The 22129-nt window shown below is 57.8% G+C and carries 19 protein-coding genes and 4 tRNA genes; 12 read left to right on the forward strand and 11 right to left on the reverse strand.

The features are described 5' to 3' along the window. Window positions 1-56: 56 nt before the first annotated feature. The 8 genes from HGEM_RS06420 to HGEM_RS06455 all read left to right on the forward strand — a co-directional run bounded on the left by HGEM_RS06420 (window position 57) and on the right by HGEM_RS06455 (window position 10388). Entirely contained in the window at window positions 57-2135 is a 2079-nt protein-coding gene (locus tag HGEM_RS06420) for a type I restriction-modification system subunit M (protein WP_019128606.1), read from the forward strand. Window positions 2136-2187: 52 nt separating this feature from the next. Next, window positions 2188-3474 carry a restriction endonuclease subunit S gene (locus HGEM_RS09755; protein ID WP_019128607.1) on the forward strand — a complete coding sequence of 429 codons (1287 nt, stop codon included), beginning with the start codon at window positions 2188-2190 and terminating at the stop codon, window positions 3472-3474. Between the two features lie 9 nt (window positions 3475-3483). Then, window positions 3484-6489 (forward strand): DEAD/DEAH box helicase family protein, encoded by a 3006-nt coding sequence (locus tag HGEM_RS06430; protein WP_035100755.1) that lies wholly within the window; start codon window positions 3484-3486, stop codon window positions 6487-6489. A 20-nt stretch (window positions 6490-6509) separates the two neighbouring features. Then, window positions 6510-7340 carry a GIY-YIG nuclease family protein gene (locus HGEM_RS06435; protein WP_019128609.1) on the forward strand — a complete coding sequence of 277 codons (831 nt, stop codon included), beginning with the start codon at window positions 6510-6512 and terminating at the stop codon, window positions 7338-7340. 204 nt (window positions 7341-7544) lie between these two features. Continuing rightward, complete coding sequence (locus HGEM_RS06440; RefSeq protein WP_019128610.1) at window positions 7545-8081, forward strand: DUF6932 family protein; 537 nt, start codon at window positions 7545-7547, stop codon at window positions 8079-8081. Then, window positions 8065-9054 (forward strand): hypothetical protein, encoded by a 990-nt coding sequence (locus HGEM_RS06445; RefSeq protein ID WP_019128611.1) that lies wholly within the window; start codon window positions 8065-8067, stop codon window positions 9052-9054. The genes HGEM_RS06440 and HGEM_RS06445 overlap by 17 nt, the downstream gene beginning before the upstream one ends. Window positions 9055-9173: 119 nt before the next feature. Continuing rightward, window positions 9174-9668, forward strand: a complete 495-nt coding sequence (locus tag HGEM_RS06450) for a hypothetical protein (RefSeq protein ID WP_019128612.1) — start codon at window positions 9174-9176, stop codon at window positions 9666-9668. A 12-nt stretch (window positions 9669-9680) separates the two neighbouring features. Then, window positions 9681-10388: a hypothetical protein gene (locus tag HGEM_RS06455; RefSeq protein WP_019128613.1), complete on the forward strand. Its 708-nt coding sequence runs from the start codon at window positions 9681-9683 to the stop codon at window positions 10386-10388. On the opposite strand, the gene HGEM_RS06460 is transcribed toward HGEM_RS06455, so the two are convergent. Both HGEM_RS06460 and HGEM_RS10480 read right to left on the reverse strand, forming a co-directional pair. Continuing rightward, a complete protein-coding gene (locus HGEM_RS06460; RefSeq protein WP_019128614.1) occupies window positions 10328-11185 on the reverse strand; it encodes an IS3 family transposase in 858 nt (285 codons plus the stop codon). The two genes, HGEM_RS06455 and HGEM_RS06460, sit on opposite strands and share 61 nt — an antisense overlap. Next, window positions 11182-11469 carry a transposase gene (locus HGEM_RS10480; RefSeq protein ID WP_019128615.1) on the reverse strand — a complete coding sequence of 96 codons (288 nt, stop codon included), beginning with the start codon at window positions 11467-11469 and terminating at the stop codon, window positions 11182-11184. The genes HGEM_RS06460 and HGEM_RS10480 overlap by 4 nt, the downstream gene beginning before the upstream one ends. 60 nt (window positions 11470-11529) lie before the next feature. On the opposite strand from HGEM_RS10480, the gene HGEM_RS06470 reads away from it, so the two are divergent. Next, the gene (locus HGEM_RS06470) at window positions 11530-11988 is read left to right on the forward strand and encodes an ATP-binding protein (protein ID WP_268257923.1); all 459 of its coding nucleotides are present in this window, start codon (window positions 11530-11532) and stop codon (window positions 11986-11988) included. 473 nt (window positions 11989-12461) lie between these two features. Here the strand turns inward: HGEM_RS06470 and HGEM_RS06475 are convergent, their stop codons facing one another. From HGEM_RS06475 to HGEM_RS06495, 5 genes are all read right to left on the reverse strand, one after another. Continuing rightward, window positions 12462-13046, reverse strand: a complete 585-nt coding sequence (locus HGEM_RS06475; protein WP_019128617.1) for a hypothetical protein — start codon at window positions 13044-13046, stop codon at window positions 12462-12464. Then, window positions 13043-13396 (reverse strand): hypothetical protein, encoded by a 354-nt coding sequence (locus HGEM_RS06480; RefSeq protein ID WP_019128618.1) that lies wholly within the window; start codon window positions 13394-13396, stop codon window positions 13043-13045. The genes HGEM_RS06475 and HGEM_RS06480 overlap by 4 nt, the downstream gene beginning before the upstream one ends. Then, complete coding sequence (locus tag HGEM_RS09760) at window positions 13396-14055, reverse strand: hypothetical protein (protein WP_051008454.1); 660 nt, start codon at window positions 14053-14055, stop codon at window positions 13396-13398. Before HGEM_RS09760 ends, HGEM_RS06480 begins: the two co-directional genes overlap by 1 nt. 555 nt (window positions 14056-14610) lie before the next feature. Continuing rightward, window positions 14611-14685: transfer RNA gene (locus HGEM_RS06490), tRNA-Val, on the reverse strand. A gap of 102 nt (window positions 14686-14787) precedes the next feature. Continuing rightward, entirely contained in the window at window positions 14788-15570 is a 783-nt protein-coding gene (locus HGEM_RS06495; RefSeq protein WP_019128620.1) for a putative ABC transporter permease, read from the reverse strand. A gap of 34 nt (window positions 15571-15604) precedes the next feature. Between HGEM_RS06495 and HGEM_RS10605 the strand changes: the two genes are divergently transcribed. The 3 genes from HGEM_RS10605 to HGEM_RS06505 all read left to right on the forward strand — a co-directional run bounded on the left by HGEM_RS10605 (window position 15605) and on the right by HGEM_RS06505 (window position 16091). Then, window positions 15605-15736, forward strand: coding sequence for a hypothetical protein (locus HGEM_RS10605; RefSeq protein WP_268257918.1), 132 nt, complete (start codon window positions 15605-15607; stop codon window positions 15734-15736). Window positions 15737-15893: 157 nt separating this feature from the next. After that, a tRNA-Gly gene (locus HGEM_RS06500) sits at window positions 15894-15969 on the forward strand. Window positions 15970-16017: 48 nt separating this feature from the next. Beyond that, window positions 16018-16091, forward strand: a tRNA-Cys gene (locus tag HGEM_RS06505). Window positions 16092-16275: 184 nt separating this feature from the next. Here HGEM_RS06505 and HGEM_RS06510 read toward each other — a convergent pair. The 4 genes from HGEM_RS06510 to HGEM_RS06525 form a co-directional block, all read right to left on the reverse strand. Then, the gene (locus HGEM_RS06510) at window positions 16276-16998 is read right to left on the reverse strand and encodes an anti-sigma factor antagonist (protein WP_019128621.1); all 723 of its coding nucleotides are present in this window, start codon (window positions 16996-16998) and stop codon (window positions 16276-16278) included. Between the two features lie 84 nt (window positions 16999-17082). Then, window positions 17083-19629 carry a GAF domain-containing SpoIIE family protein phosphatase gene (locus HGEM_RS06515; protein WP_019128622.1) on the reverse strand — a complete coding sequence of 849 codons (2547 nt, stop codon included), beginning with the start codon at window positions 19627-19629 and terminating at the stop codon, window positions 17083-17085. Window positions 19630-20070: 441 nt separating this feature from the next. Further along, window positions 20071-20160, reverse strand: a tRNA-Leu gene (locus tag HGEM_RS06520). Window positions 20161-20277: 117 nt separating this feature from the next. Then, a complete protein-coding gene (locus HGEM_RS06525) occupies window positions 20278-21960 on the reverse strand; it encodes an ABC transporter substrate-binding protein (protein WP_019128623.1) in 1683 nt (560 codons plus the stop codon). Window positions 21961-22129: the final 169 nt, after the last annotated feature.

Genomic DNA, 22129 nt, shown 5'->3' on the forward strand with positions numbered 1-22129 from the left:
TTATCGGTTTCTGCTTGCCTCTGCGGCAGCAGTCTGTTATAGGAAGAGCGAGAGCAGTGGCAAGCGAGAGCTCCATCGACGTCAAGCGGCAGGTAGATGCCGTATTCAGCATAGCGAACAGTCTTCGTGGAACATACCAATCGGACAAGTACAAGGACGTCATCATTCCAATGATTATCATCCGTCGACTGGAATGCGCCATGGCGGATACGCGTGATGCCGTCTGCTCCGCATACGAGAAGAACAAGCACACACCCGATGCGGTTCTACGGAAGATTTCGGGATTCCCGTTCTACAACTACAGCCGCTGGACGCTCGCCAAGCTCTTGGCTGAGCCGCAGTCGCTTGCGCGAAACTTCAAGAGTTATCTTGACTCTTTCTCGCCCAACATCAAGCAGATCATCAGCGACCTCGACTTCAAGAAGCAAATTGACAAGATGGCGAAGGGAGCCAAGCTCACGGGAGTGGTACGCAAATTCGCAGATCTCGACCTCGACCCCGATACCGTGAGCAACGTGGCCATGGGATACATGTTCGAGGAGATCATCCGACGCTTTTCTGAGAATGCTGAGGCTGGTGATCACTACACTCCGCGCGAGATCGTGCGACTCATGGTTCGCCTTGCCCTTGCCGAGGGATGCGACGACCTAACCGAACCTGGCAAGAACATCAATGTGGGGGATTTCGCCTGCGGAACGGGCGGAATGATTTCCTGCGCCCAGGAGAAGCTCGCCGAGATGTGCCCCGATGCGACGGTCTATCTGTACGGTCAGGAGGTCAACCCTGAATCGCATGCCATCTGCCTTGCCGACATGCTCATCAAGGGACAGCGCGAGGACCGCATCAAGCTTGCGGACACCATGAAGGAAGACTGTTTCCCAGGCGAGTTCATGCGCCTGTCGCTCATCAATCCTCCGTTTGGACAGCCGTGGGGCGGCAAAGATGCCTCTCAGGGCGTGGAGAAGGCCGTGGAGAAGGAGCACCTTAAGCCCAACGGGAGATTCCCAGCGGGACTTCCCGCGAAGGGCGACATGCAGCTCCTTTTCATGCAGCACGTTATTTACAAGCTCGATCCGCAATACGGGCGTGCGTGCATCATCTCGAACGGCAGCCCGCTCTTCTCGGGAGGAACGACATCGGGCGAAAGCCAGGTGCGCCGTTGGTTGCTGGAAAACGACTACGTCGAAGCCATCATCGGCATGCCGACCGACCTCTTCTACAACACCGGCATCGGCATCTACATCTGGGTTATCTCACGCAACAAGCGGGCGGAACGTCGCGGCAAGGTGCAACTCATCGATGCAACCGACATTTGGGAGCCGATGAGGCGTTCGCTCGGCAAGAAGCGCAAGTTCATTTCAGAAGAGCAGGCCGAGGAGATCACGGGGCTCTATCACGCCTTCGAGGAAAACGAGCGCAGCCACATTCTCCCCTGCGAAGAGTTCCTTTACAAGGAGTATGCGGTCTACCAGCCTCTTCAGCGAAGCTACTGCATCTGCGACGAGCGCATTGATGCTATGTGCGAGGGCCAGTTCATGCGCGGCATGCACGACCCCGCGAAGGTGAAGGAGCTGCGACTCATCGACGAGGCGGATCGCAAGGACAAGGAAGCAAAACTTCTAGCCGATCTCGAAGCGGCCGAGCCGGTCTTCGAACAGATGGTGCAGATTCTACGTGACAACGTGAGTGATGAAGTTTGGTACGACCACAAGGCGTTTGAGGCACACCTGAAAACGCTCTTTGCTGACGTGCCGGACTATCGAAAGGGCGAAACGCCCGCCCAGCGCAAGGCCGTCATAGAGAAGGTCATGTTTGCCCTCTCGGTCATCGACAAGGAGGCACCGCTTCGGTACAAGCGCGACGGCAGCGTCGAGTACGATCCGGCGACCAAGGACACAGAGATCGTACGCTTGGCCGAGCCCGTCGAAGACTACTTTGCCCGTGAGGTTCACCCGTACGTGCCTGACGCCCAATGGTTTGACGAGGAAACGCCCAAGGTCATACGGACTGGAGCGGAGTTCCCGTTCACGCGCTACTTTTACCAGTACGAAGCACCTCGTCCTTCAGACGAACTGCTCGATGAGTTTCTGCAGATGGAAGACGAGCTTTCGGAATTGATTGGCGGCTTGAAGTAGCATGGCAGCTATAGTGCGAGAGACGGGCATAGCGGCCATTGGAGCAATTCCTGTGTCCTGGAAGCTCGAGCGGCTCAATAACGTTGCTGGACTATTCGGGCGAATTGGTTGGCAGGGGTTGACCAGTGACGAGTATACAGACGAAGGCGCATATCTCGTCACTGGAACTGATTTCCGAGATGGCTATATTGACTGGTCAAGCTGCGTGCATGTATCGGAAGATCGGTGGGAAGAAGCTTGGCAGATAAAGCTGCAGGAAGGCGATTTGCTTATTTCCAAGGACGGGACCATCGGAAAGCTCGCAATTGTCAGCAATTTACCAGGACATGCCTCGCTCAACAGCGGATTGATGAGAATCGTGCCTCGATCGAATGGTTATGTCACTAAGTATCTCTACTACGTGCTGCAAACCGATGTCTTTTATGACTGGTATCGCGAGATAGACGCTGGCGCAAGCACCATTAAACATCTTTTTCAAGGGGACTTCATACATTTCGTGTACCCATCACCCCCAATCGAAGAGCAGGAAGCCATTGCCGAGGAGCTCGACAAGAGAACAGCGGCGCTCGACCACGCGATTAGCTTGGTAACGCGGCAGCTAGAAACTCTCGATGCCTACCGAAAATCCCTGATTCAGGAGGCAGTTACTAAAGGGTTGAATCCCGATGTTGAGCTAAAACCAAGTGGCATTGATTGGATTGGCATTATCCCCGCAGGATGGAAAACGACAAAGCTCAAGGGGCTCGTTCGTCACTTTGAAAGTGGCACGAGCGTGCGAGCCGCGCAGTATCCGGCTATTGATGGCGAACCCGGCGTTCTGTCTCTTAGCGCAGTCTTTCAGGGCAGGTTTAACGCCGATGCCAACAAGGCGGTTGGCGATGACGAGGCGCCGCGCTTGTCGTGCCCTGTACGGTACGGGACATTGCTGGTTAGTCGTTGCAATACTTCGGAGTGGGTGGGAACCGCCGCTTTGGTTGACAAGGAATGCGACAACCTTTACTTGCCAGACAAGATTTGGCAAATCGATTGCGAGACGTCCCTACACAATCAATATGTTCGGTACGCGTTGAGTTCGCCCTATGCTCGAGCCTATTGCTGGATGATGTCAGTCGGGGCTAGTGAGTCAATGCAGAATATCGCTTCGTTCGATCTGCTCAACATGCCGTTTGCCATACCCGAAACAATTGAGGAAATGCAAGCAGTAGTCGAGTATCTCGATGACAAGATTTCGAAGGTCGATGCCCTTATCGCCGGAAAGCGCAAGCAGCTTGAAACCCTACGCGCCCAGCGTCAGTCCCTCATCTACGAATATGTTACCGGCAAGCGCCGCGTTGTTTAGGATACGCCCATGACTGTACAGAACCCACTTACCGAGAAAGACTTCCAGCAGCTCGTTTATGACGGGCTGGAAATGAACGGCTACATCAAACGCGGCAACTTCGAGTTTGATTCCAAGCGCGCGATGGACCCTGGCATGCTCATGGCGTTCATCGAGGACACGCAGCCCGAGACGTTCGAGAAGCTCTGGAACCTGTTCGACGGCGACATCGAGGAGGGCATCTTTAATCGCGTCGCCACCGATATTGGCAGGCGTGGACTCATCCGCGTGTTGTGGGACGGCGTCGACTTCGATGGCGTAGCCACGCTTGATCTCGTGTATCCGAAGCCGTCTGCCGTATTCGACCCCAATGCTGTCAGGCTCTTCGAGGAGAACGACCTCTCGGTGATGCAGGAGGTCTGGCACAAGGAAGACGAGCGGATTGATCTCGTAATCTTTCTGAACGGCTTGGCAATATTCACTATCGAGTTGAAATGTAACTCTGCCGGAACCAGCTGGGACTATCGCGAGGCAATACGCCAGTACAAGGAGGACCGCGACTGCACAACGAGGCTGCTCGACAGCAAGGCAGGCGCTCTCGCACACTTTGCCGTAGACCTGAACGAGGTCTACGTATGCACCGAGCTGAGAGGCAAAGAATCGTCGTTCCTGCCGTTCAACAAAGGCTGTAACGAGGGTGGCGATGCTCATGCGACCGGCCCTGGTAATCCGCCGAACCCGCGAGGGCCAAGGTCGGCGTATCTCTGGGAGGAAGTTCTTACCAAGGACTCCGTCTTCAACCTCATCTACGACTTTATCTACATGGCGACCAAGCGCAACAAGCAGGGCAAGAAGATTGGCGAGACGCGCATCTTCCCGCGCTATCAGCAGCTTCGCGCCGTTCAGAAGGTTGTCGATGACATCTCGCACAACGCTACCGCACGAAACTACCTGATAGAGCATAGTGCAGGCTCGGGAAAGACCAATACCATCGCATGGCTATCGCATAAGCTGGCGGCAGCGTATCTGCCGGGCACCGATTCACCACTGTTCGACAAGGTTGTCATCGTGACAGACCGTCGGGTTGTCGACAAGCAGCTCCAGGACACCGTGCTCGATACGGCCAAAGAACCCGCCATCGTGTGCGTAATGGACAAGGGTAAGACCTCGGCCGACCTCGGGCGTGCGTTGCATAAAAGCTATCGCATCATCGTGACGACCATGCAGAAGTTCCTGCATCTTGAGCCGGGCACCTTCGAGGGCGAGGGCAGTCACTTTGCCGTGCTCATCGACGAGGCCCATGGCTCAACCTCGGGCAAGACGATGCAGGCCGTGAACAGCACGCTCGCAGAAGGCGTCGAGGAGGATTCGTCGCTTGACGAGCTCTCCGCATTCGTTGCAAATGACATCGCACGTTCTGGCAAGCAGCCGAATGTCACGCTCATCGGCTTCACTGCGACACCGACCGGCAAGACGCTGCAGCAGTTTGGCCAAACCGACGCATCCGGCCAAAAGGTGGCTTTCGATCTGTACTCCATGAAGCAGGCCATCGAGGAGAGGTTCATCCTGGATGTGACCTCGAACTACGTGACCTACGATTCGTATTGCAGGGTCGTGAAGGTGATTGATGACGATCCCGAGCTGGAATCTAAGGCCGCAAAGCGGCAGCTGGCGCGCCTCATCTCGGTCGCACCGGGGACCATCGAGGGCAACCTATCCGTGGTGGTCGACCATTTCGCATCAACGGTTGCCATGACGCTTGGCGGCAAGGCGAAGGCGATGGTGGTGACCGCTGGACGCGAGGAGGCCGTACGCTACTACCTCGCATACGAGGGGATGCGGAGAGCCCACATGCAGACAATGGGCTCGTACCGCGCCCTCGTGGCGTTCACTGGCTCTGTTTCTGTTGACGGGACGGATTACACGGAGGTCGGCATCAACGGTTTCGCCGAGGAGAAGCTGCCCGACTATTTCGATACCGATGACTACCGCATACTGTTCGTCGCTGATAAGTACCAGACGGGCTTCGATCAGAATCTCCTTGCGGCAATGTATGTGGACAAGCGTCTATCGGGCATCACCTGCGTGCAGACGCTTTCGAGGCTCAACCGCATCTGCCCGCCATACGAGAAGCGCACCTTTGTTCTCGATTACCGAAACAGCTACGACAACGTGAGGAAATCGTTCGCCCCTTATTACGAGGACACGTTGCTCACCGAGCCGCTGACCATCGACGATGTGAGGGAGACCGAGCGCAGGCTCCTCGGCTATGGCATCCTCGACCTCGATGACGTCGAAGAGTTCAACACGCTGCTCGCGAAGGCCCATCGGACCAACAGCGAGAAGGGCCGCATGTGGGCACTTCTCGACTCTGCCGCCACGCTGGTTAGGGCGATGGAGGAGGACGAGGCCGACGAAGTCAGACGCGTCATCAGGAACTTCATCAAGCAGTACGGCTTCCTTCTGCAGGCTGCGCCGTTCGTGAACAAGAACATGCACATGGAGTACAACTTCTGCGTGTCGCTCATTCGCGAGATTGACTCCGGTCATGGTGGTGGGAACGATTTCAACATCGCCGATAAAGTCTCGCTCGAAGATTTCACGGTCGAGAAGTCGGGCGAACACGTTGGTGTCCCACTTGAGCCCGAGCCTGAGGTTCATATCCCGAAGGGAACGGGCACCGGTCTTGCCGAGGACCAGTACGAGAAGCTTTCGCGCATCATTGAGGAGTGGAGCGCTCGATTCGGGTTGACGCTCGATCCCGTGGTGCATGCGGGGTCGCTTGTCTCGTTGCTTGACACGCTCCGCGCCGATCCGAAGGTGCAGCAAAGTGCGAGGGTCAACACTGCCCGCGACTTCCGCAACACGGTGGATGACCGCGCTGAGGACGCGTTGGTCAAAGACTACGACCAGGACAACGAGTGGTATGGCTTCCTCTTGAACAACGAGGAAGCTCGCAGGCAGCTGGTTCATGCGTTTGTCGATGACGTGTATCGGAGCCTGCACGGCGCTGGCGATAACTCGCCGCAGGAATAGACTCTGATAAGGGGCGCAGTATGGCAAGACTGAAGACCATGACAACGCAGTTCATTGATGGCGAGCCCAACGGGGTGCGAATCTGCCGCTGCACGCTCTCGACCATGACCACGGTGTTCGTGCCGAGACCGCTCCTCTCCCGCGCAAAGCAAATTGCAGACTTGCCGATGCGCGGCATCTACTACCTCATCAACGACGAGGATGGGGCCATCTCTCGTTTGTACGTTGGACAGACCAAGCAGGGCATCGCACGGCTCGACGACCACAACGCTAAGAAGGACTTCTGGAACAAGGCGATACTGTTCCTCTCGGATGACATTCAGTCGTTCTCGCTCGATAACGTGAGCGCACTTGAGAAGTTCGCCATCGAGCAGGCGACCGCATCGAAGCGGTACACCGTGGAGAACAAGGTGGATCCGCGCTACGTGATCGACCAGTACCAAAAGCCCACCGTCGAGCAAATCTACGAGGAGATCGCCTTCGTGATGGGCACGTTCGACTACCAGATCGAGGATAGCGATGACGCGTTGGCGGACGTGAAGCTGTTCTACACTTCGCGGCGCGGCGTGCGCGCGCGTGGTGTGTATACGGGCGATACGTTCGATGTGCTTGAGGGCTCACCTGTTGACCTTAAAGTGAAGCCGAAGCTCGACCGCTACGAGAAGCTGCGGCAGGAGCTGCTGGCGTCCGGTGACCTAGTCCAGGATGGCGATGGCGGACGGCTGGTGAAGACGGTCTCCTTCTCGACGCCCAGCGGCGCAGCCGACTTCGTGTTGGGTGGGTCCAACAACGGATGGATTGAGTGGAAAGACGGCGACAAGCAGACGCTGGATGCGCTGTATAGGAAGTAAGATGGTCGTGGACGAAGCGGGTTTCTACAGACTGCGCAGCTAATATGTGACCTTTACCTACTATGCAAGTTGAGAGTGCTAACTGCCGGACAGATGCTTACAGTTACCCAAAAGTCCAGTAACGTGAAGCCTTCGGTGACGTCAGGGGGTATATACTTTCTAATTCAAACTTCGGCAGTTTGAAACCAAGCGAAAGGAGGAGCCTTGATTCCTGAATTGCAAGAAATCGGTGCAGTTCGCAGGGTTCTTCCGCTTGGCCGATATCAGACGACCATGGATGAGCTACGCAATAAATACGTACCCGAAGACAATGCAAATCGCCGTGAGATATGGGATGCATTCCAAGAAGTAACCGCCGTCGTGCAGCAAGCTTATGGAAGGCTCTCGGCTGTATGGATTGGCGGCAGCTTTATCACCTCAGAGGAAGTGCCGCACGATATCGACGTCGTCTATCTGGTTGATGGCGATGCGTATAACAAAGCTGCCAGTGACCCGAGGGGCCAGTTCATTACACAGGTCCTTCTGCACAAGAACCCGCTCATCAAGCGCCTGAACGACCGTGTTGACTCCTACTTGCTGCCAGTGCCGCCAACTGAGTACGGGTACGACTACAACTACATGGTGACACGTGGTTATTGGGACCAGTTCTGGTCGAAGGCACGTTTTGCTGAAGGAAACGATCGCTGGCATTATCCGGCTGCAGGGTACCTGGAGGTGATTATCGATGGCTACGACGCCTAACCTCGATGACTATTTGTCCTCCCTGGGCTTTGACCCCGATGTCACCTATACGGTGCCAGAGAACCCTGCTGATGCGGCCCTGATGGGTGTGAACGCCTTTGTCCGCGAACACTCTCCAGAGGACGACCCCGCGTCTATTGGTGTGATTCACATCACCGGACCTTCCGTAAAGGGTCACACCGCACCGCTCAAAGCCGTCGGCACGTTCCTCTCGGCCCTGCAAGACGGTGTTGATGCAATTGGGGCTTCCATTCAGGGAATTATGACTTCTGCAGGCGCATTGCCATTCAGCGTTACCGGTAGGACACAGCTTTCCATGGTGGCATCGCCAATGCCTGGCTCTGTGGTCATACAGGTCGCTCCAACGCTTGACAGAATATCGGACCTCTATCCCGAGGGGAAGGACCAGTCGCTCTTCGATCTCGAGGACGAAATCGGCGCGCGGCCTCTTGCCGACCTGGCGTTTGACGAATTCTCATCTCTGATTAAGGATCTCAACGTCGATGGGCCAGACAAGACGGATTTTCTCGACCGACTTACGGACCATGGCCCACGCGTGGCCTCTACCATGAAAGCCTTCTGTGATTCTGTCGACAAAGGCGCGCTTGACGTTGACTTCGAATGGGAGGAACCTGGTAGGCCGCCCGAGACGTCTAGATTGACGCATGAGACAGCTAAACACGCTTCCGTCGTCATTCAGAACGCAAATATCGATAGCGAGACGATTCACATCGTTGGCAAAATCCTGACTGTAACCATGTCGCAGAAAGATAAGCTCCGTGTCCTCACGGACAGCGAGCAAGAAATAACGCTCTCTATAGGAACGATTTCAGCTGCCGATGTAGTGACCCTGCATCCTGGCGATCAGGTTGACATCGAGGCAGAGCGGCGGGTCAGCCGTCGTCCAGGTGGTCGGAGCTACGAAAAGTTAATCGGAATCTCGCTTCAAAAGCTCCCTGGTCTTCAGGAATGAGATTGTGACAGAGTAGTTGGCTCAGCTACGAATCTAGATGAGCTTGTGACAGCCCCTTAGCCTACATACAGGTTAAGGGGCCGAATTCTTTGTCGGCCACGACACGAAAGGTGGCTGACATGGCCGGTGATAACCATGGCGACAAGACGCAGGAGGAGCCGCAAGCCCAGGAAGACCTCGGGCAGCAGCAGGCGGCGCAAGACCAGCCGCAGGTGAGCGGCACCGATTGGGAGAAGGCCGTCGCGGAGCGTGACGAGAAGATCGCGGCGCTGGAAGCCCAAGTGGCAGAGGCCGCCAGGAACGCAGAGACGGCCGAACAACTGCGCAACCAGATCGCGGAGCTCAAGGCCCAGGGCGAGTCCGACCGGATCGACTTCAAGCTGCAGCTGGCAGGCGTGCGAAACGTGAAGGTCGCGCGTGCTGTCCTGGGCGACCACGCCGGTGACGTCGACGCGCTCAAGGAGGCCGAGCCGTGGCTGTTCGCCGACACCCCCGCAAAGCAACAGGGTGGCAAGACCGGACTTCCCAACGCCGGTACCAGCTCGGATGCCGACAAGACGATAAAACGCTGGCGCAGGCTCGCCGGCGTGGACGATTCCAACGACAACGCATAGGAGGGCTGAGACATGGCCAACAGCATCGAGTTCGCGAAGAACTACACCGGCATCCTCGACGAGGTGTACCAGAGGGCGGCGGTCTCGCGCTGCCTGAACAGCAGCGGGCGCATGGTCCGCGCCGGGCGCAACGCCAAGGAGATCCTCATCCCGAAGATCTCCGTCACGGGACTCGGGGACTACACCCGCAACGTGGGCTACAAGACCGGGTCCATCACCTACGAGTACGAGACGCACAGCTTCGGCTACGACCGGGCCATCCGCCTGTTCGCGGACGTCATGGACGTGGAGGAGAGCGGCGTCCTGGACTGCTTCGTCGAGGCGGGAGCGGAGCTACAGCGCACGCAGGTCGCGCCGGAGGGCGACGCCTACACGTTCAGCCAGATCGCGTCTACCGAGGGCGTGACCGTGAAGGGCGAGGACCTCTCCGAGGCGTCCGCCGTGGACGTGCTCGCTGCCCTACGCGCCGTGACCAACGACATGGACGAGAAGCAGGTGTCCACCGGCAGCCGCTACCTGTTCATTACGCCGACGCTGCGCGGCATCCTGGACGACTTCTCGCTGGCGAACCCGACGCGATCCAACCGCGTGCTCGAGCGTTTTAGCCGCATCGTGGAGGTACCTCAGGTGCGCTTCTACACGGCCTGGATTGGCAACATTTATTTGGACGGTTTTGAGAGGGGCATTCCCGCCTTCCTGAACTCGACGGGGCTCATGTAGCCGAGCGTCGAGTGGATCCTGAGGTTGTTGTACCAGTGCACGTAGTCGGACAGCCCTGCCTGCAGGTCGCGCAGGTCCCGGAAGCTCTCCCTGTAGACGAGTCCGGCCTTGAGCATCTTGTTCGTCGACTCGTCGACGGCGTTGTCGTAGGGGCAGCCCCTGGCGGAGAGCGACCGCTCTACGCCGAAGGCCTCTAGCATGAGGTCGATCTCGGCGTTGTCGAACTCGCTGCCGCGGTCGGTGTGGAACACCGCGATGTCGGATATCGGGAACTCCAGGGTGGCGAAGGCCGCCTTGACGAGCAGCGCGTCCCTCCTGCTGCCCGCGGCGCGGCCGACGATCTCCCTGTTGTAGAGGTCGACGAGCAGGCGGACGTAGCACCACGATCCGCCCGCGCGCACGTAGGTGAGGTCGCTGCAGACGTGCGTGCGCGGCGCGCGGCCGTCGAACTCGCGGGCCACCAGGTTCGGCAGCTCCGCCTCGTTCGGCTTGCCGGGGTGGACCTTGAACCGCTTCCTCCCGTACGCGCTCGAGAGGCCGTTCTCCCTCATGATCCGCGCGATCCGCCTTCGGCTCGCCGATATGCCGCGTCGCTCGAGCGACGCCTTGACCTTCCTCGACCCGTACCTGCCCCTGCTTTCCGCGTGGGCGGCGAGCACGTCGGGCTCGATGGGGTCCGGCGCGGGCGGCGTCTCCGGGTGGGAGCGCAGGTGGTAGTAGGTGGAGCGCGGCACGCCGAGGATCTCGCACTGCGCTGATACCGGGCAGCGGTCGGCGTTAGCCGCTATCGCCGTCACTTTCGTGCGAATATCAGCGCCGCTTGCTTTGGGACGTCGACCTCCATGCGGGGCCTCTTGTCCTCGCGCTCCAGCTCGATGACCCTGTCCTGCTCGGGCGTCCTGTTGTCCGCGGCCCGCGGCGAGCCGGTGGCGTTCATCGACTTGATCCAGCGCTCGAGCGCGCTCTTGCCGAGATCGCACTCCTCCATGATCTCGCGCCTGGGCTTGCCGGCGTCGTGCAGCCCGACGATCTGCCTCTTGAACTCGTCGGTGAAGTGCCTCGGGTGCTTCGGGTCCCTCATGTCTCCCTCCCGTCCCTCGCGCCCTCTTCAGATTGTCCAATCTAGTGTAGCCAATCCATCATCGTCTCCGAGAGCGGCGGGGGCAAGAGCTATCTGGCCCAGGCCCTGGGCGTCGCCGCGTGCCGCAGGCTCCTCTCCGTGCGCTACGTCCGCCTCAACGACATGTTCCGCGAGATCAACGTCGCAAGGACCGAGGGCAGGCTCTACGACGCCCTCGACGAGTTCTCGAAGCCGAGCCTGCTCATCATCGACGACTTCTTCACCACGCCGGTGGAGAACCCGGCAAACGCGATGGACCTCTTCGAGATACTGGAGGCACGGGAGGGCAGGGGCTCCACACTGATCGCGACCCAGCTCGAGCCCGACCAGTGGTACCTGAGGATCAACTCCGACCTGTGCGCGGACTCCATCCTGAACAGGGTCGTGGAGCATGCCAGGTTCCTGGACATCAAGGGCCCCAACATGCGCGAGTACACCGCCAGGCTGAAGGCGGAGAGGGAGAAGGGATACTGGGACTAAGTCACCGGTACCGCTTTCGCAGAACGGCGGTACTAAATACGTGCAGTACTCACAGTCTCCGAGAGGACCGGCCCTCGCAAAACCTCGGAGGTTTTTGCATCTGTGTACATCATCATGGCATCAGCCTCGCGTCGAATCAAGGACCCTCGCGGGAAACGCAGGGTGGGATACAAGAGGGTTCTGCGTCCCATAGCGAGCGATTGTATCGTCCGCCATGGTGGGCGGAGGTCAGCGACCGCGTCAAACTCCGCCGGGGCGACGTAGTTACCGGCGAGTATGTCGCGCAAGGCGACGGTAGTCACGAGCTGCTGCGCACAACGGTGACGAAGCCTGGCTCGGCGACCACCGCTGTTATATGAAATATGGCCATGACAAACATCGTTTTTAGTCGTAGATAGCGAGACTGTTATTCTCTTGACTGGTTACTTGAATATGAAAGTAGTCGCTCAATCCTTATCCGAATATTACTGAGACTACGCAGTCGCAACGCCGCGCGCATGATAAACCTCGCTGTCCTCCGGTCTCATCAAGAAAACAGTGAGTTTCGTAATGAAAAGGAAGTAACCCGTCGCATTAAGTGAAGCTATACGCCTACTCTTCCCAGTCTTGACATACTTTTCAAAAGCCTCACGAGACACTGAAGTAATCAATCCAAAGTTTACGAAAGAGTCATCAATTTCAGTATCCGGAAAATACAGATACTCATAGTTAATATTGCTCTTGACTGCATCTTGATGTGCGGGGTTTGTAGAGTAGTTTGCGAGTGGGGTCATAGCTGCAAACTGAAGAAAATCATTGCGCGTTGCATCGCAAGAGTTGGTAAGCAACATGCCGCCGGTTTCAGCGAGTTGACCCTTTCCATTCTTGTCAATGTAGACAAACGGCACACTCGTGAAGAGATCGCCTTGTTGGAAGTCTCTGTCTAGGGGGCGAGAGAAGAACGGTGTCTTAGTCCCATAACGCGAGAACTCCCTTACGGCTTCCTTCGCCCTTTCCGCAGTGTAGGGCTCTATCGCAGGAAATAGTTTTTCGAGGAAGTCAATGTAGCCGTTCATCATAGAGCAAAGATGTCCACATCAATCGGCCTACTCATACGAGCAAGCATGTCCCCGTACAAGCTCCTCTCTTCTGAAGTCGAGCCTCTCATCTCCCCGAACATCTCGAAGGCTGCGTACTTGGCAGCATAATTTGGTTTCTGAATCTGCTCGTAGAACATCATGCAATTTGTAGATGTAGAGAAGTCGAAGCCATTGTTCACGTATCGAACCATAGCGTCGGGCGTATCGAGATAAGCATTCTGTCCAGTGGTGCCTGTCATGGGGACGGCAAACATCGTTGCCACCATGAGTGAAGCAACTGACGTTGTCGCAACTACGGCGGGCGTTTTTTTCATTGCGGTTTCAGGCATCAGAACTTCACCTCCCCATTCTTGAGTAATATATCGAATCCACTTTCAAGGAAAGCCTGAATGCGACCGTAGAAGCTTTCGATTGTATTCTTATCACACCCAAGAATTCGGCCTTCATTGAATGCAAGCCGATTATTGAAGTCGATGGAAATGGCCAGCATCTCCTCGTTATTCGATTGAAGCTTCTTTACTACTGATATGCCGTCGGGCCCAATGTTGATCGACAGGGGATCAGTCAAGACAATCTTCTGTACCTCAAGATTTAGGTACAAGTCGTTGTCCACTTTGTAGACAAGCTTTGCAGACGCATCAGACATTGGCAGTTTGCTTGAAACCTTCAGATAAGTATCGCTGATAAATTCTACGGGTGACGAGCCGATTTCAGAAGCGGACATGAGAAGCTGAACAGCTAGCCCCGCAAAATGCAGCCGGATAGCTGGCATGGTCGTCAGAGCGGCGTAAAGCTCCAAAGCCTTGCTTTTTGAGTAATTTAAACTCTTTGCGAAATCTTTGGAAAAGGCCTCATCATATCGCGACAAAACTTGAGCGCTTTGTGCCGCAATGTTTAGCGAAGAATGTCCATTCTCAGTAGTTGCAGAGATGCGTGGTAGCTCGAAAGGCGCCTCGTCGGGAACAGAGTGAATTTGGAACGGCTTCATATAGCCATCAAGCTTGGCTTCAATCTCAAAAGCTTCGCGCCTAATATTGGGAATGGGTTGAAAAAAAGACTAAAGGTGCATGTCGAGATATCCACTACAGCTCCTTCCCCATTCGGTAAAAGCATAACTATAGTACAACAGAATCACACCAACATCCCGAGCAGCTTTATTTTGCGCAGACAGTAGAAATGATCACTGGCATTGAAGTGATGAATCGAAAATACTTGGAATCAGGGAGATCAAGTTTAGCGAAAGGTTGGCTTCTAGCCTCAGTAAAGTATCCTGACCGAAGCGGCGGCTCTGAGAGCCTCCACACAACGTAACGGCCCACAGTCCGCCACTTCTTCCCAAGGCCCCGGGGCATCCAAACAGATAAATAATATGGAGTATTGGTGGGATTATGTCGCCAACTGAAGAGCAGGCTGCTCAAGTCCGTGCACATCTTGACATTCCATACCGTCCGGTGAATCCTGCCGAATTTGGACAGCTGTTTGGACATCATTTGGACAGATACGAAAACAGCTCAGAGCCGACATGCTCTGAGCTGCGAAAGTTTGGTGGGCGTTACAAGATTTGAACTTGTGACCTCTTCCGTGTCAGGGAAGCGCTCTCCCCCTGAGCTAAACGCCCGTGTGCTTTTCAGCGGTAGCTATACTACCATGCCCGGAGCCATATGCCAACGAGAATTTTTCAACTTCTTAAAATATGATGCCGTGATGAAGACCGCGCGCCCTATGACGTACGGGGGCGCTCGTCGCTATCCATCCTGAGGTTCTCGAACTTGCCCTTTATGAACTCATCCCCAAAATGACGGTCGACATACTCCTCAAAGACGTTCTGAGGAGGCACCCCCTCCTCGCGTTTGCCAGCGCGCCAGAAGCACGCAACCGTCATGGCGATATCGAGCGCGATGAACGCGGTCAGGAAGCTCACCACCACGGCTTGGCGGCGCGACGTAGGCTCGCCGATCCGGTACAAAAGCTCGGGCATGATGACCTTGCACCACGCCACGCCCAACAGCCCCCACACGATGAGGAAGCGCCATGCCACCCACTGGGTGATATGATCGGGGAAATGCAGGTACGACCACGACCATGCGTGCATGACCGTCTCCATGCTCCACCCAGCGAGCTGCTCGAGAATCCCACCAAGACCCGCGGATATAAGGAAAATCATCCAGGCTGGCTGATCGCGCAGACGCCACAGCACAACGGTGAGCAGCACCGCGCCGCACCCGTATAGCGGCGAGAACGGACCCCACACGAGCCCTACGCGGCTCTCGAGCACGCCATAGGCCACGAACATCCAAATGGTCTCGAGAATAAGACCGAGCACCGAGGCAACCAAGAAGATGATGAGATATTGGTAGAACCCGGGACAGTTATCGTTCAGGAAGTCGTCACGCAGCTGCCGGCGCGCGTCGCGAATTACGCGCTGCTGCTCCTTTGAAATCTTCGCGCGGAGCTTCTTGTGGCCGAATCGGTTGACCTCCGACCACACCGCGTCTGCATACACTCCCGCATCGATACGGCCCTGCCGAAGAAGCTTCTTGAACGACCTTCCCGCGCCGCGAAAAATCGAGATACCGCTGGATGAGGAATGTGATGCCGCGCGCCACAAGGAAGAGCGCAACGATAAAGACGGTAATGGTGAAGAGCAAGGGAGATCCCCCGTTCGCTAAACGCCGTTAGATGTGCGCGACACGCCTGATCTTGGAAAACGGCCCGTAAACACAGCAGCGTGACGCCCCCGGTCGAGCAGTATTGTACCCAAGCCAAAATTTTTTGAAAATCATGCTTGCAAGTCCTTACAAACTCGCGTATATTATCTTCCTGCAAGCGGACATGGCTCAGTTGGTAGAGCACAACCTTGCCAAGGTTGGGGTCGCGGGTTCGAGCCCCGTTGTCCGCTCCATTGCATGAGACGGGCCGGATGGAGCATTTTCATTCGGCCTTTTTCATCGGCGACGTGGCCAAGTGGTAAGGCAGAGGCCTGCAAAGCCTTTACCCCCAGTTCGAATCTGGGCGTCGCCTCCATTGCATTGAACGGGTGCCTTCACGGTGCCCGTTTTTTGTAGCCTGCGCATCTGTGGCAAGCATACCCGCTGGATAACGATCCGCGAGACGCCGACCGGACAACGAAGCCTAGGGTGCCGTCCATCGACGTACCCTACGGCCAACTGCCTCTAGCCCTCGGAAATACTTATCTCCAGCCGGCTTGTCACAAGAGCTTAATCAAGCGCGTCATGGTGCCCTGAGCATCGGTACGGCGCCGTATCTCAACGCTATCCACCAGCAGGCGCATGAGCTTGATGCCACGCCCGCGCTCCTCGCTCTCCTCGGGCTCTTCATCGGGCGAAATCTCAAACCCACACCCGCAATCGCAAACCTCGATCACCACGCGATCGCGATAGGCCCGCGCGTTGAGCACGCACCCCACCCCGCATGCATGGTCGTAGGCGTTGCCGAGGGCCTCGCTCGCAGCAAGTGCCAGATCGTAGCGCGCGTCCTGTGCCATAGGCAGGCTCTCAAGCAGCTCGACAACGCGATGACGATAGAAGCCGAGGTGCTCGATGCCCTCGGTAACAGAGATGCTCTTGCTCCAGCTCGGCAACTCGGTAGGTGAGAGCGCCGGAATGGGCGGCCGGTCGGCAGCGGTGACATGAAGCACGTCGATGAGGCGGGCAATCTGCAAAAAGCGCGCAACTGCCGGCGATGCGTTAACGAGCGAGAGCAAGCCGTCGCTTCGCATAAAGCGGCGAGCGCGGGTGAGCAGGAAGGCAAGGCCGGTGGAATCGATAAAGCTCACGTGCTCGCAATTGACGATGATGCGCCGCGCGCCGCCATCAATCAGGGCATCGACGTCGGCGCGCAACGAAGGCGTCGTCGAGATGTCGATATCGCCCGGCGGGGCGAGAACCGCTATGTCGTTCCACTCACGCATATGCACATGCTTCCCGCGTCGAAGCACTTCTAATCAGTGCGCCCCGCAGACGAGCCGCTCGCTCCGGCAACTGGATATGCAGCCTCATCGCGCAACGCCTTCCGTTGCCGCATGCTGAAAGCCGGAACGCTCGGGGCCCTGGAACTCAAGCGCCACGAGCGCGATGTCGTCTTCGAGCGATGAATCGGTAAAGGAATCGAGCTCGTCGAGCACGCGCTGGCACAGTCCGTCCGCGCCAAAGCGCGCGTTCGCAAGGATGATGTCGCGCAGGCGCCGCTCGCCGAAGAACTCGCCCGAGGCGCTCCGTGCCTCGATGGCGCCATCGGTATACATGAACAGCACATCGCCGCGGGCGAAGGCAAACGACCCGCTCTTGAATGCCATATCCTCGAATGCGCCGACCACGCCCGATTGCTCGCTCAGAAGCTCCACCTCACTCGGAGACGCCTCTCCCCCGGAGAGCGTCTCTCCATCTTCTGTTGGCGCAGCCCCCGCATCGCCGCCCACATGGGCGAGCATCGTGGGTGGGTGCCCCGCCGAGCAATACGTTGCCCTCCCGCGCCGTAAATCAAGCTTGGCCACGAACATGGTCGCAAACGTCTCGACTCGCGAGAAATTCATGAGCATCGCATTGAGCGAGCGGACCATGCGAACAGGGCTCAGCCCTTCCCATGCATAGGCGGAGAGCGCTGTCTTGACGAGCGCCGACATGGAGGCGGCCTCGATGCCCTTACCGGATACATCGCCCAGAATCATGACCGCCCGATCGTCGGGAAGGCGAATAAGCGTGTAGAAATCTCCTCCCACGAGCGCCTGCTGCGTGGCGGATGAGTACAGGGAGTCGCTCACGATGCCCGGAACGGCCCCGAGAGAGCTTCTCATGCCTGCCTGCAGCGTCTGGGCGATCCTCCGGTCCTCCTTGCTCTGCGTGGCGTCGCGCAGCCGGAGCTCGAACTCATGCGCCAAGCGCACGAGATAATCGAATTCCATATCGTCGATAGGCTCCTGGGAGTCGTCGCGCAACAGCAAGAAGGTGTTAGGAGCGAGCCCGGGCGATCGCGGCGCAAGGGCAGAACCAACCCCCTGCGCCGTCTGCAAAGCCTCGTCCAGGCCTTCCGAGGCACCCGTATCGCCCGCTTCCGCCGCGCGAGACGCTTCTGCTGCATCGCGATCGGCATGCTCCCCCAAAGGAGTAGCGCCCGCATCGACACTGCCGAACGCCAAGTCTCCGCGCATCTCGAAGAACACGCCTTGGTCGGGCAGACCCTGCGAGCTCAGCCATGTCCCCATGCGAGACATGCGCTCGATGCGCGTGATGCGCACGTATTCCAATTCGGTCCCGTCCGACCTAAACTCCCCCGCTGCATGCGCAAAGTAATCCCGCGGTTCCTGGTTCATGCGGGCGGCGGGCGCGGTCGTGGAGAAGAAGAGCTGGTCGATGTCGCCGGGGAGCGCGACGCGGCTCCCGCCCTCGAAGTCGATTTCAAGCTGCCCCGTACGGGGGTTGCTCACCACAGGGCACATGTGGCACGAGAGCACCCGGCGCACCTCGGTGATCGTCTCGGCCCAGATGAGCCCGATGTCGCCCTCGGCACCATATACGACATCGCGCACATGGTTGAGCGAGCGACTGAGCTCGGCGGTGCGCTGGGAGCGCATGCTCGTTGCCAAACTCATGAGCTCGATTGATAGATAATCGCAAACGACCTCGATAACGTTCACGTCATACGCACGCGATGCCGTGGGGCGCTTCCAGCCCAGCTCAATCACACCGAGAATCTGCGTACCGAAGAAGACCGGCACCGCGATGAGTGTCTTGAAGGGCGGCATATAGTGCGCACGGAGGTTTCTACCGCACCGAGCGTCCAGGTCGTAGAGCGAACCGGCGTTGGTGCCCGAGCCCTCGCCAGAGCGGATGATGGTGAGGCGGCAGCTCGAACCCTTGCGTGTCACATAGGTGGGCACGCCCGCGCCAAAGGGGATGAACTCCGGTACATAATCGAGCTCGAGGCTTCGCGAAATACCCCGTAGCTTGAACCCTCCGCCCTCTGCGAAGTAGATTGTCGACCCATCGGCATCGAGCGCATCCACGAGCTTGTTGAGCACCGTGTCCAGAAGCGATGGGAGATTCTCTGCACCCACGGTGGACATGATGACCGAGAGCGTCCCCGAAAGGCGCTTGTTCGCCGCCTGAAGCTCCGAGAGCACACGGCGCATCTGGCGATCATGCGCATAGCGCTCTTCGAGACTGCGAAGCGCGAGAAGCACATGCCCTTTACCAGAAGCGCGCTTGAGCAAACGCTTGCGCAGGCGCTCGGACGGTGTCACCTGAATCGCGCGCACGAGCACTGGAATGAACGAACCGTCCGCAAGCTTGAGCATGAGCGGGCAATCCTTGCCATCGAGGGAAAACGGCAGCTTGTGATCGGCAGCGCGCTCGAAAGATGAGCTGAAGAGGAGGTCTTTGACATCGGTTTCTATAAGCTGGTTGGCCTCTTCCCCCGTTAAAGCGACCAGACGGGAATTGACCTGGTAGATGGTACCGTCGGTGCTGCATGCGATGATGGCGTCGCTCGTAAGCTCGGCAAGCCGTGGGAGGTCGGAAAGCTCATCTCGTCCCGTTGCATCCATCGCGAGTCCTCTCGTTCGTAGCGTCTTGACCTACTATACCCCGTTATCGGGTCTCCCCCGCCTTAGGGTTCTCGAGCGGAATCTGGGCGAACGCTTCGTTCTTGAACGGATTGCGGGTAGGCACCCCGCTTTCGGGCGACATTCGGACGCAGGCGGCGTTGTCGGGCGACATTCGGACACAAATCTCATTTTCGGGCGACAATTCTCCGCTAGGAGGCGCAAACATGGCGATATATCGCCCGAGAATGGTCCCTGTGTCCGGATCACGCCCGAGAACGACTCCAGGGTCGAAAGACGCCCGAAGATGGCGCAGCACCTGTGTCCGGATTGCGCCCGAGCACACACTGCACGCATATCGCAGCGCTCGCGCAGGGCGCACATCCGATGTCATAGACGCTTGAGACATGAAAAAGGGCCTCCGTGGAGGCCCTGAACACTCGATGGTGTCGGAGGCGGGACTTGAACCCGCATGATCGAAAAGTGATCACTAGCACCTCAAGCTAGCGCGTCTGCCAATTCCGCCACTCCGACAAGCAGCGAAGTAGATAATACCCCAGCCCCTCCGTAGAACGCAAGAAGAATTTTGAGAAATTTTTCTCGCGCGGGCCCACCGCGTCCGCCGTCACTCAGAAGCAGCAGTTCGAAGTGCTATTCCGCGAGTTCAGCCGAAGCGAGATCGAGGCGCCCCTGGGTATCGATGGCCAGATGGGTCACGCGCTCCGAAGCCGCATACGACCGGGCATGGTACATGAGCGGCACCACCGGGCATTCGGATCCAATGATGCTGTCCGCCCCCTGCAAGAGCGAAACCCGCGTGCCCACATCAAGCTCTGTTCGGGCCTGAGCAAATTGCTGGTCAACATGGGCATTCTGGTAACGGGCATAATTCGTCGAACCAATGCAGCCCGAGAAGAAGAGCGGGAAGAGCACGCTATCCAAGGTTGGCGCATCGGCCGTCCAGTCAACGCGAACGAGGTCGAAATCCCCATCCTCGATGCGCTGCCGAAGCGTCTCGGCATCAAGCGCCTCGAGACGGCACGTGATACCGAGGTCCGCCAAGTCGTCAGAAATCTTCTGCATGACCTCCGCATGCCCGCCATCGGTGTTATACGAGAGGCGAACCTCAATGCCACGATCGCCGTCATCATTGAGCGGATAGGAGCTTTCAAGCAGCTCCGCGGCGCTCGAGGGGTCGAACGCAGCGTACGCCCACGACTCCTCGCGATAACCGAAGACCGTCGGTGGAACAGCGCCGTGCGCCGGCACCCGCGTCTCGCGGTAAAGCGTGTCGCACAGGTAATCGCGATCGATTGCCAGGGAGATGGCGCGCCGCACCACGGGATCATCGAGCGGTGCCGCCGAACAGTTGCAGGCGAGCATGCTTGTCGTAAGCCCGGTCACACAGACAAAGCGCCCATCATCGCCGAGCGTGCGGCCATCCTCTGAGCGCCCAAAACTCGATGCGGCGTCGCTCGCATCGCCTATAGGGCACAGGCTCACATCGATATCGCCCGTTTGGAACGAACGGAACGACGATTCCGCATCCGGCTCGACATCGAAGAGCACGCGGTCGAGTGATGCAACCTCGCCATAATAGTCGTCATAGCGGGATAGCGAGAGCGTGCCCGAGCCGCTCTTCCACGTATCTGCCATCATGAACGGGCCGTTGCCGATGGGTCGCTGGGAGAAGGACGGCAGGTCGTCGTCAGCGGAAGACGGAACGGGGCCAAGCACCGGATGCGCTAGCAGATAGGGTAGATCGGCATAGGGCGTGCTCAAGCGTATGCAAAGCGTTGCGCTATCCGGGCACGTGACACCGGAAAACTCCGTCGCCGACCCAATGTGAAGAGCATCATAGCCATCAATGAGCGAAAGGAGGTAGGCATAGGGCGTGGTGCCAGCAACCTGGCTCGGAGCGCTCGACGGACTCACGATTCGCTCCCATGCGCGCTTGAAATCCTCAGAGGTTACCCGCGAGCCATCGTGAAACGTGGCATCCCGCAGATAGAATGTGAACGTCTGGGCATCATCCGACACCTCATAGCGTTCCGCGGCAAGGCAAGAAAGCTCTCCGGTGGAAAAATCATACGAGGTGAGGCAGTCGAACAGCTGCCACACGACGGTAAGAGAGCTCGTATCGATCGCAAGGGCGGGGTCGATGCTTGCAGGCCGCGAGAAGCCGATGGTCAGAGGCTGCTCGGCAACCGCCGCACTCCCCTGCTCGGTCTGCCCGCCTGAGGTACACGCGGAAAGAGCAGCGAGCGCACCCGCAGCCAGCGATCCGCCTAGAAAACGCCTGCGGCTTAGCGTTCCATGAGCCATTCGATCCATGCCAAGCGCCCTTCATATCGCAATCATCTACCGCGACCAGCTTATCAAAATGGCCGCAACAACGTGAGCCGCCGCACGGAGCACCACCCACTCGACAAGAATGCCGCGTGCGCCATGCAAGCCAAGCCCGTTACCGCCGATCAAAGGAATCTAGACCCAAAGGCTCCGA

The organism is Enorma massiliensis phI, assembly GCF_000311845.1.
Lineage (GTDB): Bacteria > Actinomycetota > Coriobacteriia > Coriobacteriales > Coriobacteriaceae > Enorma > Enorma massiliensis.